Origin of the sequence: Congregibacter sp., assembly GCF_965660375.1 — a bacterium.
Taxonomy (GTDB): Bacteria; Pseudomonadota; Gammaproteobacteria; order Pseudomonadales; family Halieaceae; genus Congregibacter.
Genome location: NZ_CBFHZO010000114.1, coordinates 42,512 through 58,786 on the forward strand (window position 1 = coordinate 42,512; position 16,275 = coordinate 58,786).

Sequence of the window (16,275 nt, forward strand, 5' to 3'; positions counted from 1 at the left end):
AATCCGGGTAGAACTAATTGGCATTTCTCCACCACTCTGGCGAGAAACCCTGGTGCCAGCGCTATCCTAAATGCATTGCCGGCGAGCGGGCTTGCCCTCTAGAGGATTGTGGTGGTGTCCATGGTTACAGGGCACTATTAGCAATCCTGTTTGACACCGCAGACCCTGAACATGACTCGATGCGTCAATGGATCCCAAAGGGCTGGGGGCCGGAGTTGTTCAAGCCGGAAAATGTACGTTTCGATAATCCGCTCAAACGGTGGGAGAAGGCCTTCTCGGAGTAGGACAGTTAGTCGTAATCCAACAGTTCGATACTGCCGGACTTTTGCCGGAATCAGTCCTGCTTTGTTGTGCATTTCGGTGCAACTTGCAACGGGCGTCACCGATAAAAGTCAATTTAAATCAATCACATGGAAATTGGCGGGCCGACTTTTAACCAATTGGTCGCTGGTTCGAACCCAGCACGGCCCACCATTTTCCTCTCTTTGTACCAACGACTGGCTCTACCCACTTAACGGGGGATGCACCGGTTTTCACTAAACTCGGTTGATAATGCCATCCCAACCGTAATGGGTTAAGACTCTCAGTCGATAATCAGTCCCATAGATACTGCTGAGTTACAATGCCCGAATGAACACAATCGATAAAACTTTAGCGCGGATACTCTCTAAGGATGGTGAGTTCAAATTGGTTATGCTTTTTGGCTCACAAGCGACGGGCGATGCTGACGCCGCTAGCGACATTGACCTGGCGTTGTTGGCAGATAGGCCGATATCATCGAGCCGCAAGTTGGAACTGATTGAGCTAATTGGCGCGGAGTTCGGACTCCCGGTGGACATCGTTGATTTATATGACGCGGCTGAACCCGTTCTTGGACAGGTGTTGAAAGGTAAGCGGCTGCTTGGAGACAATCCAAGCTATGCAAGATTACTCACAAAACACCTGATCAATGAAGCGGACTTTGTGCCCTTGCAGCAACGAACCTTGGCCGAGAGACGAGCGGCATGGATCCACTGATACTTGCACAGAAAATAGAGTCACTGCGCCGCTGTATAAAGCGAGTGGCGGAAAAAACGCCCACAGATGTTGATCAACTCATCGAAGATCCTGACATTCAGGATATTCTGGTTCTCAACATTTCCAGCGCCGTGCAACTCTGCGTGGACATAGGGAGCCATATCATTAGTGAAACCGAAGAGCCTGCTCCCGCAACAATGGGCGACGTTTTCACAACGCTTACCAAGCTTGGGGCGATTACAGCAGCGACCGGCGAAGTCATGAGAAGTGCTGTCGGCTTTAGAAATGTCGCGGTGCATAACTATGACACGATTAACTGGGAAATTGTTTTCGCAATCTGCCAAAAATCTTTGCCGGATTTTCGTCGGTTCGTGGAAGAGGTGACCAGCTACTCCTTGTGATGAAGCTGGCCTGCCGAGTCTTGCTGGAATCAGTTATTCGTTGATTGTATAGCGAGCCGAGGCTCCTAGGCTGGCGGCCGTGCCTGGACTGCGGGCAGCGACGATCAATAGGGCCTTGGATGCCTTATCGACGTTCCTGCAGTCGCCTGTAGACGCTTACTGCTGCAAACAGGTCCTGGGAGGTGACTCCCAGGGAGCTGTACACCGTCACCTGATGGTCATCCGTTCGGCCCGTAATATCGCCTGCTGCTAACTGGCCGATTTCGCCGATGATATGTCCTTCATCAATCACACCCTCGCTGATGGGGGTCATGATGTTTCCACCCTCGTTGCGGGTCGACTCCATGGAATCGATATACAGCTGTGATCGTTGAATCAGCGTGCTATCGGCTTCCCGGGTGTTGAGACTGTGGGAGCCCACCAGGTTGATGTGTGTGCCGGGCGCGACCCAGTCGCCGAACAGGATCGGATCGGCTGAGCCAGTGACTGTACATAAAATGTCACAAGCGGCAGCCTGCACTGGATCACTGACGGCATGTATCGCAAGACCAGTTCTAGCGGCTTCTTTCTCAACGAAGGCCTCGGTGTTTGCGCCATTCCTGCCCCACACAAGGATTTTCTCAATGGGCCGTACAGCGCATACGGCATCGATGTGGGTGCGGGCCTGCAAGCCGCAGCCGTAGATGCCGAGAGATGTGGAGGACTCCCGGGCCAGCAGGTCCGTGGCAAGACCTGATGCCGCCGCGGTCCTCAGCCCGGTGACCGAGGTGCCGTCGATGATGGCTACGGGTTCGCCGGTGTCATAATCAAACAGGGTGATTAGTCCCTGTATTGCAGGTTTACCCTTTGACGGGTTGTCGCTGTGCAGAGTGATTAGCTTGGTGCCGTAGAATCCCAGCTCCTTCGCGGAACCTGGCATAAACAGCATGGCGTGGCCATCGCCCACGGGAATGGACTGTCGCGGCGGTATCTCCAGTCTTCCAACGGAGGTGGCCATCATGGCGTCGCGCATCACCTGGATGCAGTCAGCCATGGGCAGTAGTTCTTCCACCTGAGAAGCGTCGATCAGTGTTAATGCCATGGGCTTACCTGCTTATTCGATGCCTAGCTCACCGATCACTGCCGCGATCAGAATGGCCAGGAAAATGGCGCCGATAGCGATCACCGCAAACTGAAAGGCCATGGCCGCACCACCGAGTATCACGCCACCGACGGCGACTCTTGTGGGTTCACGCATGGCGTAGCTCACCACACCCAGTATGAACCCCAACCCCGCCAGAAGGCCCGTCGCCATGGTGGTGACTCTGTCCAGATCCCAGGATCTCTCGGGTGCAACCTGTTCCAGTTCCTCTCCCTTGAGTGCCGCGATGGTGGCGTTTTTGATCGCTACCGCTTTTTCGGCGACCGTGGTCTCGATGGGTGGCTGCGGCGATAGAGAGCCCGCCCAGAAATGCATAACCGCGAGGAGCAGCGCTGTAGCACCAAAAACAATGCCAAAAATGCCGATGATAGGTCGCTGTCTGTCCATTCATTGCCTCACTGGGCCCAAAGCTTCGTTCGATTTCTAAACTACAGTTAACGTCGGCCCGGGAGCAAGATAAACAAATGCGTTCATAATCAGGGCGTGCAGGGGTCTAACACCTTGCCCGATTGCAGGAATGTCTGAACGTTGGCGAATGCTCTTCCCACCATGGCTCTGCGACACTCTCCCGTCGCGCTGCCTATGTGCGGCAAGAGAGTGACGTTGGGTAGCTCCAGGAGTTCGGGAGTCACCGAGGGCTCAAATTCGAATACATCCAGTCCGGCACCCGCCAGCTGCCCCGCCTGTAGAGCGACAACTAACGCGGCTTCGTCCACAAGAGGCCCGCGGCCCGTGTTAATGAGTATGGCCTCGGACTTCATTCGCTTGAGTGAGTTCGCGTTGAGGATGTGCCGTGTGTCTTCGGTGAGGGGGCAGTTGAGAGAGACAATGTCGGATTCGTTCAGGAGACGATCCAGTGATTCGCACCAGGCTGCGCCCGTTGCCTCCTCGGCATCGCTGTTTCGCCGCGGTCCGTGATAGCTCACGTCCATGGCAAAGCCCTGCGCTCGACGAGCCACAGCCTGACCGATGGCACCAAAGCCTATGATGCCGAGCTTTGCGCCATGGACACGTCGCCCCATGAGAGACGCGCCGCCAGCCCAGTCATCGGCGCGCAGGGCGCGCTCCGCTTCGCCGACGCGACGGCAGGTAGCCAGCAGCAGGGCGAAGGTGAGGTCCGCCGTATCTTCTGTCACCACCGGTGTATTGCTGACCAGGATGCCTTTGTTCTGGGCCGCAACGAGATCCACGTTGTCCGTGCCCACGCCGAGATTGGTGATAAGGCCCAGGGAGTCCGGAAAGCTCGCGATCAATTCTGCGGACACCGGATCTACTGCCGTGCCCAACCAGACAGTGGCACCTTCAAGACTTTCTGAGGGCGCGCTGGCGTCGAAGACACGTACTTCGCCCAGGGTGCTGAGGGGGTCGTTGATGCCGGCGGGGAACTCACGCGCTGTAACGATGATGGGTGCGGACATGCTCAATGCTTCCTTTTATGCTTTGCGCAAAGATTACCCCACGCGCCGGATCAAGGCTGTCATATCAGTGACAATCAGCGCAGTGCGAAACTTCGACACAAAGGAAACACTGCAAAAATTCAATCGATCTGACGCCCGGGGCGCTGCGTATCTTTGGTAATAACAACAACCGCGCCGACTTGTTTCGCGGTCAGCAACATGAGAGATCAGACATGAAAACCCGAACTCAGCAGCTCATTGAAAACGTTCTCAACGATAATTCTCGCCGCACCGACAATTCATTGCGGGCCAAAGCGCTCCGTCGGGCCATGTCAGGAGCCACTCCGCGCACCATGACCCCCTGGGAATGGGAAGAGTGGTATGCCGCCAATGGTGAAAAGATCGATCTCTCGGCGAAAGACGACGACTAGTTCGCCACTCTCGTCCAAGGGCCACGGGTCAAGGGTCAACGCATTTGGGGCGTCCGATAACGAAGGTAGTTGAGTTGTCTGTCTGAGTGTCAGGCAGCGCGTCCATGAGTGCTCGTCGTATCGCATACCTCCGGCTGACGTCTTGTTATGATGCGCTTCCGACAGAAGGACGTTCATGCCAGACCTACTCATCGGCGCTATCGGCTTTAGCCTTTCCCAGGTGTTCCTGTGTTTGCTGCTGTTGGCGCGCCAACCGCGGTGGGGGACCAGTGAGAAGCTTTTTGCACTTTTCATGCTGGCCATCGTGGGCTACCTACTGACCCCGGTACTGCGAAATACACCTCTTTCGCTCCTCGCGAGCACGCTCCAGACCGCAACCCCCGGTCTTTTCTGGCTGCTGAGTCTCAGCATTTTTGATGATCGATTTCGTATGCGGGCCTGGCAGCTATCCCTAGTGAAATTCACAATATTTATGCCTTTGCTGGGCGCGCTGCTGTCAGTGAATGAATGGGGATGGCTATTCATGGGTCTGCCCCAGTTGCTGGAGTTTGTGATTTTGGCACTCACCCTGTGGGTGATCGTGCGGCATTGGCGAACGGATCTGGTGGAGACTCGTCGCCGACTGCGCTTGTGGTTTGTGGGCGTAAACGGCAGTTATCTCTTCATCCTGATATTGTCCCGGGAGGTGCTGTTTACCGGTGCGCCCTGGCTGTACATCCTCGAGTATGTGCCCCCTGCGGCACTCCTGTTGGCCGTCAATGGGGCGCTGCTTCAATACCGCCCCGGGGTGCTTTTTGCGACGAAAGAGCCGGAGGTGCTGTCCGAGTATGTCAGTCCGGTTGCAAATCCTTCCGCCGATATTTCCGTAGATACGGAACTAGCCAAACGGCTGCAAAAATTTATGGAAGATGAGGGCGTTTGGCGGGAGATGGGTCTTAGCATTGGCGCACTGGCTCAGAAGCTGGAGGTTCCCGAGTACCGCTTGCGGCGCACCATCAACGGCGCTCTCGGGCATCGTAACTTCAGTGATTTTTTGAACAGCTATCGCATTCGCGAGACGGCGAAAAGGCTGTCGAACCCTCGGGAAGATCATCTGCCGGTGCTGACCATCGCCATGGATGCCGGTTTTCGGTCACTAAGCTCTTTTAATAAATCGTTTAGAGAGATGCAGGGCCAGACGCCGACGGCCTGGCGAAAAGCGCACCGGCAAGCCCTTGAAGAGGCCTGCTAGGGGTTTTGCAGGCAGGTCAACAAATCGATGATCGAGGTGAGATCTGTACAGGTGAAGGCTCTGGCTTCAGCGAAGGCGCAGGCCTATCGCTGTGAGTGCACCCATGGCCCGTCCGGTGACGCGGAAGTCGCTATCGAGCGTGTAGTAGGTCGGGTACCCCTGAACGCTGAAGAGGTTTCGCGTGGCCTCGGTACCCAAAAGAACCCTTTGACTGAGTCCGGTGTCCTCGACGAATTCTCGCACGGCATCGGTACTGGCATAGTCCAGTGCAATAACGATGAGCTGAGTGGTGTCAGGGTCCACTACTTTCAAGTGGCCGACGGTGGCGCGGCAGATTCCGCACCAGGGGGCAAAGAAGTAGATGAGGGTTTCCCGCCGGGGGTCTGGCGCCACCGATAGCGTGGCCTTGTCCAAACTCTTAAGTGAAAACGGCGGAATATTTGTTGAACCATCGGGGGGTAGCATTTCCCGGGTCTGCCAGGTCAGTACCCCGTAGAACAGGGAGGCAAAAAAAAGTGACTCGACGGCTCTGCGCCGCCATTTTCGACGTGGCGACGGTTTCTCCTGATCCCTTTCAGCGTCTGCCATGGCGTGCCAGCCCTCCTGCCGGTGACCCGGTCATGCCTCATCCCGCAAGCTTTTGGCCACGGCCGAAGCACGGGATTGGCCACCCAGGTCATAGACTGAGGTGAGACCTGCAGCGCGGAGTTTTTCCGTGGCTAGCTGACTGCGAGCTCCACTTGCGCAGTAGAGAAGGTGAACGCCATCTTTTAGCCCCTCGCAGTGCTGTTCAATGTGTTCAGCGGGTAGATTTTTTGCCCCGGGCAGCGCATCCCGTGCAAATTCATTGGCGCTGCGTACATCAACTAGCTGGGCGCCATCGCAAAGCAGCGTTTCGGCCTGATCAAGAGTGATGGGCGCGTTCCATTTTCCCAACAGGCGCATAAGCCCCTCGTACATCCAGGACAGAACGCAGAAATGGGTGAAGATTACGATTGCCTGAAGTACCAGGAGCGCCGCACCGACGCCCAGTGCCGCGCCAGGGAGGTTAGCGGTGAACAGCAGGGCTGCGACAAAGTTCATCACGCCGGCAGCAAGACAGGCCAGGCGTCGCTGAAAGGGGTTTTCCGGAAGCGGTACTGCTTTTATGAAATGGCGCACGGCATGGTTGTAAAGGAGATCCATAGGGTGCGCAGCCGGGGCGAGAAATGCCCAGATGCCAAGTATCGAGACCGCAAACAGCACCATGGGTTGGGCGGTAAAAAGACCGTAGGCGGTGATGGCGGAGCATACGAAGGGGGTGAATCTCAGGCCCCACTCCAGCTGCTTGAGCTGGTCAGGGCTGTATTCCTGATATCCCTGTTGAAACAGGCCCCGTTGCTGAAAGGTCATCTTCTCAGTCATGGTCAATCAATCCCCGGATGATATTAGATTTTCTTAATATACTACCGATGGGCTCGCCAGGGCTAATCCTCACGGAAACCGCTCAGTGGCTACCGTATCTCGCTAAAATTGGCGTTTCGGTGCTGTTTTTTGAAAAAACAGTGCCGAAATGCTGACGGATTTCTGAAATCAGGAAGATTTGCCCGTCAAAAAGACGACAATGGCCGTTCTTTCGGATAATGAGTCCGCGTTTTACTGCGGCAGAGATAAAAACAATGACGCACAGCCGAGCTGTTGTCCGGACGGTAGTCGCCGTCCTGGGCCTGTTTAATGCCTCTTTTTCGCCCACCCCGTTGGCTGCTGACATTGCCGCGGGAGAGGCGCTGTACGCGTCCTGCGTTACCTGCCACGGCGCCGATGGCGCTGGCGTCGCGGCCATGAATGCCCCCGCTCTGGCAGGACAGGATGGCGACTATTTGAAGCGTCAGCTTAGCAATTTCAAGGCCGGTATCCGTGGCAACGACCCCCGGGACCTCCTTGGCAAGCAAATGCAGGGCATGGCGGCGATCCTCGCGGATGAGGCAGCGGTGGCCAATGTGGTTGCCTATATAGAGAGCTTTCCCTCCGCAGCGCCGACTGCCGCTATTGAGCATGACCAACGCAATGGTGAGGTGCAGTACAACGCGTCCTGTGGCGCCTGCCATGGTCCGGGCGGCAAGGGAAATCCGAGCATGAATGCGCCGCGTTTGGCGGGCCTCGATGCCGACTACCTCCGCAGACAGTATGAGAATTTTGCTGCCGGTGTTCGTGGCTCCCACGAAGATGACCGCCTTGGCAGGCAGATGCAAATGATGGCGACTATGTTGAGCACAGAAAAAGATCTCAACGACGTTATCGGGTACCTGCTGTCGCAATGATTGTCGTAGTAAGCAAATCTGTGTACAAAAGCCTCCTGGCAGGTACGGGCATGACAGTGCTCCTGGGCTTGGCGGTTATGAATTCCAGTTCAAACGAACGGGTTTCCTTAACTGCTCCGGCCAATGTTGAGGCTTCAGTTATTACCGTTGCTGTGGAGCCGTTTGAATCAGCCGCGGAGCGCGGAGCGGATCCTCAGCAAGAGGCGATCACACTCAGCGACCATTGCCCACCGAGCTTTGAGAAGACCGACTCCGGGGTCTGTGAGCTTCGCAACATGTATCAGTTCTACGACTCCCTGCAAAATCAGGGAGTCGGTGGCACGCAAACAGCGTTACCAGCGCATCGGGATGGCTTTCGTGCTGAGCAAATAGATCTTGGTCGCTATCTCTTCTTTGATCCCGCGCTGTCCGGGGACGGCTCAACGTCTTGTGCCAGCTGTCACCATCCTGAGCTGGGGTTTAGTGATGGCCGTGCGAGGGCTGTGGGTGTTGCGGGTCACGAAGTTAAGCGATCTTCGCCCACGCTCTGGAATGTGGCCTTTCTAAAAAATCTGTTTTGGGATGCCCGAGCGGACAGTCTAGAAGAGCAGGCCCAGGGGCCGCTGTACTCTCCCGAAGAGATGGGTAATAACCCTGCGCAGCTACTCGCGACACTTCATGGCAGCGAAGAGTACCGTCGATTGTTTCGGCAGGCTTTCCCTCAGGGAGAACTGGACGAGATCAGTCTGCAGCAGGTTTATATTGCTTTGGCAGCATTCCAGACGTCGCTGATTTCCTTAAATAGTCCCTATGACCGCTATGCCCATGGCTATCACGATGCGCTCACGGACAAGGAGATCGAGGGGATGAACGTGTTTCGTTCTTTTGTAGCACGGTGCGCTGAGTGTCATACGCCACCTCTTTTTACCAATCAGCAGGTGGCGGTGATCGGCTCTCCCGAGCCCGAAGGTCTGCCCCTTGATGTGGGCGCCGAGGCTGTCTGGAATGCCCCCAAGATGAAGGGCGGCTTTAAAGTGCCCACGCTGCGAAACATCGGCAAAACCGCACCCTACATGCACTCCGGTCGCTTCGAAACGCTAAGAGAGACCGTGGAGTTTTATACCGGGGGGCGAGGCCATGCCGTGCCGGACGGCGTCGATATGCATATCCACTGGCACATCTGGGAGCCGAACCTCAGCGATGAAGAACTCGACCGGCTGGTGGATTTTTTGGACGCCCTGACCGACGAAAGTTTTACACCGGTGATTCCCCCTCGGGTTCCCTCCGGATTACCACCTATTGGCATATCGCCGCTGAAAGACACTAAGCAAAGGTCGCAAACCGCTAGGACCATCGTCCACAGCTCGCGCGATCACCTAGAACAATCCCCGGGAGCATCATCATGAATACAGGAAAAATAGTTGCCGTCCTATTAATAGCCGCCGCCTTTATAGGGGGGCTGCAGTTAGGCAAAAAAACCGGTGGAGCAGCGCCGGTGATCACCAGCGCAGGCAGCGGTGCTACCTATGGTGGCAGCACGGCCGGGGTCGCTAGCGCTGAAGACGTGGCGGCTGCCAGGGAATTTGTGGTCCAGGGTAGCAGTAAGTTTGTTGCCGGGCCGCCCATGTCAGACGTGATCGTGACTGTAAATGATGGTGAGTCGATTCAAGAGGCGGTCATCGCGGCCGAGCCAGGCACCACTATCCACGTTATGCCGGGCACCTACAGCGAAACGGTGTACATCGACAAAGACGGTATTCGCCTTATCGGTATCGTGGAAGGTTCTGAGCGGGCAACGCTCGATGGGGAAGGTACGCTCAACGACGCGATCCTCTTTTCCGGCAATAACATCGTTGTGGAAGGCTTCTTGATCACCAAGTACAAAGGCAACGCGATCATGAGCCAGGCGGGGAACAACTTCGAAATTCGCGACAACATTATCGTCGACACCGGTGTCTACGGAATCTTTCCTCAGCTGGGTACCAATGGGGTTGTTGAGCACAACGTGGTTTCCGGTATTGAAGACGCGGCTATCTACGTGGGTATGAGTGACAACATTCACGTCGCCTACAACGAGGTTTTTGACAGTGTCGCGGGTATCGAGATTGAGAATAGCCGCCACGCCATTGTCGAGAGTAATTTCGTGTACAACAACACAGGAGGGGTGCTGGCCTTTATTACGCCCGGACTGCCTATCAAGACGACCTACGACGTCATCATCCGCAACAATTGGATTTCGGATAACAACACACCGAACTTCGGTGCACCGGGTTCCACCGTAGGCGGCATTCCCGCCGGCACCGGCATCATGATCATGGCCGCGGACGATGTGGTGATCGAAGGCAACATCATCACTAACAATAAAACCGTGGGCATCATGACCGTGGATCACAATACGGCGGCAGAGCTGACTAATGTGACGGTTGATCCCGAAGCCGACCCAAATTCTGATCGACTCATGATCCTCAACAACACCATGCATAACAATGGCTACGAGACTATTCCGGAGATCAAAGGTCTTATGCTCGCTGATCTGAAGACCGGGAATCCTGACATTTTTGCCATTGGACCGAGCAATGAGAGCTGCATCATCAATCGTCATCGTTATGTCCATTCGGGTATTGATGACTTTGCCGAGTGCGATTTCACCAATACGACGAGTATTGGCAACTATCTGATGCCACCCGTAGAGCCGCGCGTCATTGAGCCGGGCGAGCGCGGCAAGATTGCTTACCTGGGGATTTGCGCGGGATGCCACACCTATGAAGGTCGCATGATCGGGCCGCCGGTGAAGATCATTCAGGCGCTTTACATGGAAAACCCCCACGGCCTCGCGGAGTATATTGCAGCGCCGGTGAAGAAGCGCGAGGACTATCCGGAAATGCCCAAGCAGGATTATCTGGATGAAGAGACTCGTCTGGCAGTGGCTGAGTACATGCTGTCAGTGACGCGCTAATACCTTCGATACTCGGTTTTGGCGATCTCTGATTTGAATGTTGCCGGAAAAAAGGCCTTTGGCGCAATGTCGTGAGGCTTTGCTTAACTTTTAAGTGATAATGGGGCTCGAGCTCTAAGGTTCGGGTCTTGTTTCACGGAGAAGTTAGTAATGGCCATAAAAGATCCTGGGGACACATCAACATTAATGTGAGTGATCTTGATGCCTCCATCGCGTTTTATCAGAAACTCGGTTTCAGCACGTTTCTTCCAGCTATCCCCTATTTGAACCTAGGCCTGGAGCAGGAAAATACGGTGGATGAGGCGAGTGCGAGGGCTCTTGGTTTGCCGGCGGCGCCCCGGGGCCGCGCCTGCATCATGCAGCTGGATGATGGTTTCCCCAAGCTCGATCTCACGGAGTTCGTGGATCTTGATCAGCGGGAACCACTGGAGAACAAGGATCTGGGCGTGGTGCGCCTATGCCTGGTCACAGAAGACCTGGCAGCGGATTATCAGGCACTGACCGCAGACGGCGTGTCATTCTTGTCACCCCCGCAATCCTGCTATGAGCGCCTGGCGGATGTTGCGACCTGCATTGACCCCGACGGTACGCGCATTGAGCTGCTCCAGGTCCATCTCGAGCGCTGGGGTGCGTTTCTTTAGAGCGGAGCGTTCCATATGCCGAAGCAATTAAATCCCCTGAGCTTTGAAGTTATTTATGGTCTTGCCTGCGAACGCAAGGGCGGGCCGGCGGCTGTTGATGCTTTGTTGCCAAAGCCTTCGAGCAAGACAAAGTTACGCAAGCTATCCAGTGACCGATACCTGGCCGAGTTCACACGCAAGGTTTTTCAGTCGGGTTTTGTCTGGCGAGTGGTTAACCAGAAATGGGGTAGCTTCGAAGAGGTTTTCTGGGGGTTCGATGTTGAACGTCTATTGATGATGCCCGATGACATGCTGGAGCGAAAAGCCAAAGATCCCGCCATCATTCGCAATTTTACCAAGGTAAAGACGGTACGGGAAAACGCCGTGATGATTGCCGAGACAGAGCGTCGTGAGGGCATAAATTTTGGGAGGTTTGTTGCCGACTGGCCGTCCGAAGACATCATTGGCCTGTGGCAATACCTGAAAAAACACGGCCATCGCCTGGGCGGCAACACCGGGCCCTACGCGCTGCGAGCGCTGGGCGTCGACAGCTTCCTTCTCACTCAGGACGTAGAGGGCTTCCTCCGCAATCGCGGCGTGATCGACGGCGGAGTCAGCAGTAAAAAATCTCTTCAGGCCACCCAGGACTTTTTCAACGAGCTTCAATCTCAGTCGGGTCGATCTCTATCAGCCCTGAGTCGTATTGTTTCTTACAGCTATGGACAAAACGTCGTCGGTATTCAGCGCTAAGCGGTTTCTTTCACCGCTTCCCCCAGGGCCGTGCACAGCTGCTCTATTTCCTGATCCTGAATAACAAAGGGCAGACCAAGCTGAATCGTGTCGCCGCCGTAGCGAACGTAGAAGCCCTTCTCCCACATGCGCATGCCCACTTCGAAGGGACGCAGGGTGGGATCGCCGTGCTTTGCCTCCAGGGTGAGGGCGGCGGCGAAGCCATAGTTTCGGATATCAGCGATGCCCGATATTCCGCGAAGCGCATGCATGCCTTGCTCCAGAAGCGGCGCTTTTTCTGCGACGCGGGCGGGTAGTGATTCCTGCTCCAGAACGTCGAGGGTTGCGAGGGCAGCCGCGCAGGCAACGGGATGTGCCGAATAGGTGTAACCGTGGAAGAACTCCAGCAGATGCTCCGGTGCGTCTTGCTGCATAAAGGTGTCGTAGATTTCCTTGCGGGCAATCACGGCACCCATGGGAATCGCACCATTAGTTATCTGTTTGGCAGTGTTAAGAATATCCGGCACGACACCGAAGGCGTCGGCCCCGGTCATGGCACCACAGCGGCCAAAGGCGGTGATCACTTCGTCAAAAATCAACAGAATGTTGTGCTCGGTGCATATGTCCCGCAGGCGCTGTAGATAGCCTACCGGTGGCGGCAGCACACCCGCTGATCCTGCCATGGGTTCTACAATAACAGCGGCGATATTGCTGGCATCGTGGAGGGTAATCATTTCCAGGAGCTGATCCGCCAGCTGCGCACCATGCTCAGGCATGCCCCGCTGAAAACGGTTTTCAGGAATCATGGTATGGGACAGGTGATCGGCCTCCAGACCCTGACCGAACATTTTGCGGTTTGCAGCAATGCCGCCGACGGAGATGCCGCCGAAGTTCACGCCGTGATAGCCCTTGATGCGGCCAATGAGACGCGTTTTGCTCGGCTGTCCTTTGAGTCGCCAGTAGGCCCGTGCCATCTTCAGAGAGGTGTCCGCGGATTCCGAGCCCGAGCCTGTAAAAAACACGTAGTCCAGATCTTCAGGCATGAGCGTGCGAAGACGCTCGGCGAGCTGGAAGGACTTGGGCTGGGCAAACTGAAAAGCGGGGGAGTAGTCCAGGGTGCGCAGCTGCTGATTGACGGCGTCGGCGATCTCGGGGCGGTTATGACCGAGACCCGAGGTCCACAACCCCGAGAGGCCATCCATAATGCGACGACCTTTATCGTCAATGTAATAGATGCCATCGGCGGCAACGATGATGCGCGGATCTTTCTTGAACTGGCGGTTACCGGAGTAGGCCATCCAGTGCGCGTCGAGGCCGGTGGCGGTGATGGTGTCCGTCAGACCGGATGCCGAATGGTCCAGGGGTTTCTCAATACTTGTCATGACTTAACTCCAGCGAAGGACCCTCTCGTCCGGCGACTAACGAATAAAAAACACCACGCAGATAATGCAACGTTCTATAACAACCTGAGACTACTATCTTCCTAACGCTTGGCCAGCGAAATCACCCTTTTGGGGGATATGCAGAACGTTTGATGTTCGAGCGCACCGCCGGTGCCAGATCAGTTCTCGAAAGGTGCTGTCTGTGGATGGCCACCGGCTTTTCACGACACGTTTTTACGTCGCGAGTGATGTTCCTTGGATGCAGGTCGCGATTCTTGGCGCAGCATTACATGGACATAGCGAACTTTGACTGAGAGGCGCGAAGCGGTACCTCTTGATTGACGTGGGAATACAAGAACTCAGTGAGTGCTTGTCGTGAGTCGCAGCGGGACAAGACTTCCCAGGGGAGAGGCTCACCAAGGTCAACGCGAATGGTGTCACCGCGTTTTTTTAGCGCTTCGTGCATGAGCATTGCCATACGCAGCGGTTCGGCCACGTGGCTTGCCACATGAAACTTGCGACTGTTCTGGCCATGGAAATACACCGGCAGCACCGTCGCTTCACTTTGTTGGATCAGTTTTGCTGCGAAGGTGGTCCAGGGACCGTCATGGCTCTGGCCAAAACCAAATTTGTCAGCGGTCGAGACCATACCCGAGGGAAAGATAAGCAGTGGAATATTGTCTTTCAGCGCATCGAGGGCGAGCTTCTTGGATCGGATATTGTTCTGCAACGCGGCTTTGTCGGCCTGGAAGTCAATGGGCAGGAAGTGCGGTGCCAGATCCGCGTCCTGGCACAGCATCGCATTGAGCATGATGCGAAAATCCGATCGCAGCTGAGCCGCGATGTCACAAAGAATAAGTCCATCCACGATCCCGAAGGGGTGATTGGCAAGAATCACCAGAGGCCCGTTTTTTGGTACATCCCAGAGACGCGTCGTGTCCATATCGACCTGCACATTGATCGCATCCAGCGCCTGGCGGAAGAACGTCGTCTGGTGGAAAGGCGTACGCTTCAGCTCTTGATAAATGGCTTCAATACGGCGGCGACCCAACAAGACCTCCAGCGACGCAATGCACCGTCGGGTCAGCCATGGATCCGAAGGCTGGGCATAGGACAGGGAGGGTTGCGCTCGGACGTAGTCATACATGGGGAACACTCCCTCCGGGACCGTATTCGCCGCAGGGTATGACCGAAATGCTACAGAATAATGACAGTGTGAGGGGCGGCTTCTGACATCAATGTGCACCCCGAGTGCGCAGCGCCCTTTTGTGGGGCTATTTTCTTTTCTGTAGGATCAAGGTTTAAGCCAAAACAAAGAAGAACACTGTGACAAAGTCTAAAAGGATTACCCTAGCTCACGGAAACCTGCGTTTTAGTGCCATCGAGCAAGGTAGCGGGCCGCTCGTACTCCTTCTCCATGGCTTTCCAGACACCCTGGATACCTGGGGTGAGCAAATGGCCGTGCTTGCGGATGCAGGCTATCGTGTTGTCGCTCCGGCAACCCGAGGTTACGAGCCCCAGTCGCAGCCGGAAGACGGCGACTACTCCTCAGAAGCACTGGCGGGCGATGTGCTGGCGTGGATCGAGGAATTGGGCGGGGCGCCTGCGCATCTTGTGGGTCATGACTGGGGCGCTTCTATTGCCTACACCACGGCTATGGCCGCGCCGGAGCAACTGTTGAGTCTCACCACCATGGCGGTTCCCCACGGGGGTCGTTTTTTGGCGGAGATTGATAAACACCCGAAACAGCTTCGAATGTCCTGGTATATCCTGTTTTTTCAGGTGCCGGGCATTGCCGAGCACGTGATTAAGCGTAAGGATTTCGCGTTCCTTCGCTGGCTTTGGCAAACCTGGAGTCCCGGTTGGGACTTCGATGAAGAGGAGTTCCAGGAGGTGGGGGCCGCCTTTAGCGCCCCGGGGGTAGTGGAAAGCGCCCTGGGCTACTACCGGGCTGCGGTGGGTATGGATTCGATCCGCGGGCGCAAATCCTATGACGGGAGCAAGCCCTGGCCTATCGACGTGCCCACACTGGGGATCACGGGCAAAAACGAAGGCTGTATAGCCGCTGAGGTTTTCTCGGCCATGATGCGCGAGATGGATTTTCCTAGGGGCCTCAGTGTCGTCCAGGTTCCCGATGCGGGCCACTTCCTCCACAGGGAGCGCCCGGAGCGTGTGAATGCCCTGTTGTTGGATTGGCTGGCGAAGCACGATGCTGCATAGCTGATTCCGCGCCGCGAACCAGTGCTGCAACAAATTCTTCGTAAATCCTTAATGTTTCCGTCATGAGCAGCAATTAACTTCGCTGAAACCAATTGGCGTCCTGCGTCTTCGTGGGGCGCAGCGAAAGGTAGCTCATGCTCGACGGCATAGCCTCGTATGTTCTGGTTGCCCTCCTGGGCGGCTTCATTGCCCACAAATCTTTTGTCCGATTGCGCCTTTCCAGGGCCAAGCACCCATCGCTTCGCGGACACGCAAAATGGTCCCGCCGACTTGCCCGTTTAGTACCTTATTACAGTTTTTCCGAAGACGAGTTTTTTCGCGCTGACGGTGCGCCCGCGAATGTCGAGGGTCACCGCAGGCAGGCGATGCAGGGCCTGCGACAGACGCTTAGGGCAACGCAGCCGAAATCCCTGGAGCATTCAAAATCCCTTGACCGCAGTGTTTCCGATGTGAGCTTTACCGCGGCCTACC

At 55.8% G+C, this 16,275-nt stretch carries 19 protein-coding genes; 12 read left to right on the plus strand and 7 right to left on the minus strand.

What is annotated here, in order from left to right; translation table 11 throughout:
* Positions 1-17: 17 nt before the first annotated feature.
* The 3 genes from ACTG3T_RS11195 (at position 18) to hepT (ending at position 1,418) form a co-directional block, all read left to right on the plus strand.
* Positions 18-284, plus strand: coding sequence for an IS1096 element passenger TnpR family protein (locus tag ACTG3T_RS11195; protein ID WP_439102357.1), 267 nt, complete (start codon positions 18-20; stop codon positions 282-284).
* 346 nt (positions 285-630) lie between these two features.
* Positions 631-1,017 carry a type VII toxin-antitoxin system MntA family adenylyltransferase antitoxin gene (gene mntA, locus ACTG3T_RS11200; protein ID WP_439102358.1) on the plus strand — a complete coding sequence of 129 codons (387 nt, stop codon included), beginning with the start codon at positions 631-633 and terminating at the stop codon, positions 1,015-1,017.
* Positions 1,005-1,418 (plus strand): type VII toxin-antitoxin system HepT family RNase toxin, encoded by a 414-nt coding sequence (gene hepT / locus ACTG3T_RS11205; protein WP_439102359.1) that lies wholly within the window; start codon positions 1,005-1,007, stop codon positions 1,416-1,418. Before mntA ends, hepT begins: the two co-directional genes overlap by 13 nt.
* 124 nt (positions 1,419-1,542) lie before the next feature.
* On the opposite strand, the gene ACTG3T_RS11210 is transcribed toward hepT, so the two are convergent.
* The 3 genes from ACTG3T_RS11210 to ACTG3T_RS11220 form a co-directional block, all read right to left on the minus strand.
* A complete protein-coding gene (locus ACTG3T_RS11210) occupies positions 1,543-2,499 on the minus strand; it encodes an ornithine cyclodeaminase family protein (protein ID WP_439102360.1) in 957 nt (318 codons plus the stop codon).
* A gap of 12 nt (positions 2,500-2,511) precedes the next feature.
* Entirely contained in the window at positions 2,512-2,946 is a 435-nt protein-coding gene (locus tag ACTG3T_RS11215; protein WP_439102361.1) for a hypothetical protein, read from the minus strand.
* An 89-nt stretch (positions 2,947-3,035) separates the two neighbouring features.
* Positions 3,036-3,977, minus strand: a complete 942-nt coding sequence (locus ACTG3T_RS11220) for a 2-hydroxyacid dehydrogenase (protein WP_439102362.1) — start codon at positions 3,975-3,977, stop codon at positions 3,036-3,038.
* 212 nt (positions 3,978-4,189) lie between these two features.
* Here ACTG3T_RS11220 and ACTG3T_RS11225 point away from each other — a divergent pair, with 212 nt between their 5' ends.
* Both ACTG3T_RS11225 and ACTG3T_RS11230 read left to right on the plus strand, forming a co-directional pair.
* Positions 4,190-4,387 carry a hypothetical protein gene (locus tag ACTG3T_RS11225; protein ID WP_439102363.1) on the plus strand — a complete coding sequence of 66 codons (198 nt, stop codon included), beginning with the start codon at positions 4,190-4,192 and terminating at the stop codon, positions 4,385-4,387.
* 175 nt (positions 4,388-4,562) lie between these two features.
* Positions 4,563-5,618: a helix-turn-helix domain-containing protein gene (locus ACTG3T_RS11230; protein WP_439102364.1), complete on the plus strand. Its 1,056-nt coding sequence runs from the start codon at positions 4,563-4,565 to the stop codon at positions 5,616-5,618.
* A 66-nt stretch (positions 5,619-5,684) separates the two neighbouring features.
* On the opposite strand, the gene ACTG3T_RS11235 is transcribed toward ACTG3T_RS11230, so the two are convergent.
* Positions 5,685-6,206 (minus strand): TlpA family protein disulfide reductase, encoded by a 522-nt coding sequence (locus ACTG3T_RS11235; protein WP_439102365.1) that lies wholly within the window; start codon positions 6,204-6,206, stop codon positions 5,685-5,687.
* A gap of 30 nt (positions 6,207-6,236) precedes the next feature.
* Positions 6,237-7,022, minus strand: coding sequence for a DUF4395 family protein (locus tag ACTG3T_RS11240; RefSeq protein ID WP_439102366.1), 786 nt, complete (start codon positions 7,020-7,022; stop codon positions 6,237-6,239).
* Between the two features lie 254 nt (positions 7,023-7,276).
* Between ACTG3T_RS11240 and ACTG3T_RS11245 the strand changes: the two genes are divergently transcribed.
* The 5 genes from ACTG3T_RS11245 to ACTG3T_RS11265 all read left to right on the plus strand — a co-directional run bounded on the left by ACTG3T_RS11245 (position 7,277) and on the right by ACTG3T_RS11265 (position 12,223).
* Positions 7,277-7,918 (plus strand): c-type cytochrome, encoded by a 642-nt coding sequence (locus tag ACTG3T_RS11245; protein WP_439102367.1) that lies wholly within the window; start codon positions 7,277-7,279, stop codon positions 7,916-7,918.
* Positions 7,915-9,303 (plus strand): cytochrome-c peroxidase, encoded by a 1,389-nt coding sequence (locus tag ACTG3T_RS11250; protein WP_439102368.1) that lies wholly within the window; start codon positions 7,915-7,917, stop codon positions 9,301-9,303. Before ACTG3T_RS11245 ends, ACTG3T_RS11250 begins: the two co-directional genes overlap by 4 nt.
* Positions 9,300-10,853 (plus strand): parallel beta-helix domain-containing protein, encoded by a 1,554-nt coding sequence (locus ACTG3T_RS11255; RefSeq protein ID WP_439102369.1) that lies wholly within the window; start codon positions 9,300-9,302, stop codon positions 10,851-10,853. The genes ACTG3T_RS11250 and ACTG3T_RS11255 overlap by 4 nt, the downstream gene beginning before the upstream one ends.
* 128 nt (positions 10,854-10,981) lie before the next feature.
* Positions 10,982-11,494 carry a VOC family protein gene (locus ACTG3T_RS11260; protein WP_439102370.1) on the plus strand — a complete coding sequence of 171 codons (513 nt, stop codon included), beginning with the start codon at positions 10,982-10,984 and terminating at the stop codon, positions 11,492-11,494.
* Between the two features lie 15 nt (positions 11,495-11,509).
* Positions 11,510-12,223 carry a DNA-3-methyladenine glycosylase I gene (locus ACTG3T_RS11265; RefSeq protein WP_439102371.1) on the plus strand — a complete coding sequence of 238 codons (714 nt, stop codon included), beginning with the start codon at positions 11,510-11,512 and terminating at the stop codon, positions 12,221-12,223.
* On the opposite strand, the gene ACTG3T_RS11270 is transcribed toward ACTG3T_RS11265, so the two are convergent.
* The gene (locus tag ACTG3T_RS11270; protein ID WP_439102372.1) at positions 12,220-13,584 is read right to left on the minus strand and encodes an aspartate aminotransferase family protein; all 1,365 of its coding nucleotides are present in this window, start codon (positions 13,582-13,584) and stop codon (positions 12,220-12,222) included. The genes ACTG3T_RS11265 and ACTG3T_RS11270 overlap by 4 nt on opposite strands.
* A gap of 286 nt (positions 13,585-13,870) precedes the next feature.
* Positions 13,871-14,731, minus strand: a complete 861-nt coding sequence (locus ACTG3T_RS11275; RefSeq protein ID WP_439102373.1) for a lysophospholipid acyltransferase family protein — start codon at positions 14,729-14,731, stop codon at positions 13,871-13,873.
* 179 nt (positions 14,732-14,910) lie between these two features.
* Between ACTG3T_RS11275 and ACTG3T_RS11280 the strand changes: the two genes are divergently transcribed.
* Positions 14,911-15,804 (plus strand): alpha/beta fold hydrolase, encoded by an 894-nt coding sequence (locus ACTG3T_RS11280; protein WP_439102374.1) that lies wholly within the window; start codon positions 14,911-14,913, stop codon positions 15,802-15,804.
* Positions 15,805-15,938: 134 nt separating this feature from the next.
* On the plus strand, positions 15,939-16,275 hold a 337-nt coding region (locus ACTG3T_RS11285; protein WP_439102375.1), incomplete at its 3' end, for a hypothetical protein.

What these genes read in the sequence shown, in the direction of transcription:
- ACTG3T_RS11235 (WP_439102365.1), bottom strand. Translation starts at nt 6,206, where the DNA reads ATGGCAGACGCTGAAAGGGATCAGGAGAAACCGTCGCCACGTCGAAAA.
- mntA (WP_439102358.1), top strand. Translation starts at nt 631, where the DNA reads ATGAACACAATCGATAAAACTTTAGCGCGGATACTCTCTAAGGATGGT.
- ACTG3T_RS11270 (WP_439102372.1), bottom strand. Translation starts at nt 13,584, where the DNA reads ATGACAAGTATTGAGAAACCCCTGGACCATTCGGCATCCGGTCTGACG.
- ACTG3T_RS11210 (WP_439102360.1), bottom strand. Translation starts at nt 2,499, where the DNA reads ATGGCATTAACACTGATCGACGCTTCTCAGGTGGAAGAACTACTGCCC.
- ACTG3T_RS11245 (WP_439102367.1), top strand. Translation starts at nt 7,277, where the DNA reads ATGACGCACAGCCGAGCTGTTGTCCGGACGGTAGTCGCCGTCCTGGGC.
- ACTG3T_RS11220 (WP_439102362.1), bottom strand. Translation starts at nt 3,977, where the DNA reads ATGTCCGCACCCATCATCGTTACAGCGCGTGAGTTCCCCGCCGGCATC.
- ACTG3T_RS11230 (WP_439102364.1), top strand. Translation starts at nt 4,563, where the DNA reads ATGCCAGACCTACTCATCGGCGCTATCGGCTTTAGCCTTTCCCAGGTG.
- hepT (WP_439102359.1), top strand. Translation starts at nt 1,005, where the DNA reads ATGGATCCACTGATACTTGCACAGAAAATAGAGTCACTGCGCCGCTGT.
- ACTG3T_RS11255 (WP_439102369.1), top strand. Translation starts at nt 9,300, where the DNA reads ATGAATACAGGAAAAATAGTTGCCGTCCTATTAATAGCCGCCGCCTTT.
- ACTG3T_RS11240 (WP_439102366.1), bottom strand. Translation starts at nt 7,022, where the DNA reads ATGACTGAGAAGATGACCTTTCAGCAACGGGGCCTGTTTCAACAGGGA.
- ACTG3T_RS11225 (WP_439102363.1), top strand. Translation starts at nt 4,190, where the DNA reads ATGAAAACCCGAACTCAGCAGCTCATTGAAAACGTTCTCAACGATAAT.
- ACTG3T_RS11215 (WP_439102361.1), bottom strand. Translation starts at nt 2,946, where the DNA reads ATGGACAGACAGCGACCTATCATCGGCATTTTTGGCATTGTTTTTGGT.
- ACTG3T_RS11250 (WP_439102368.1), top strand. Translation starts at nt 7,915, where the DNA reads ATGATTGTCGTAGTAAGCAAATCTGTGTACAAAAGCCTCCTGGCAGGT.
- ACTG3T_RS11275 (WP_439102373.1), bottom strand. Translation starts at nt 14,731, where the DNA reads ATGTATGACTACGTCCGAGCGCAACCCTCCCTGTCCTATGCCCAGCCT.
- ACTG3T_RS11265 (WP_439102371.1), top strand. Translation starts at nt 11,510, where the DNA reads ATGCCGAAGCAATTAAATCCCCTGAGCTTTGAAGTTATTTATGGTCTT.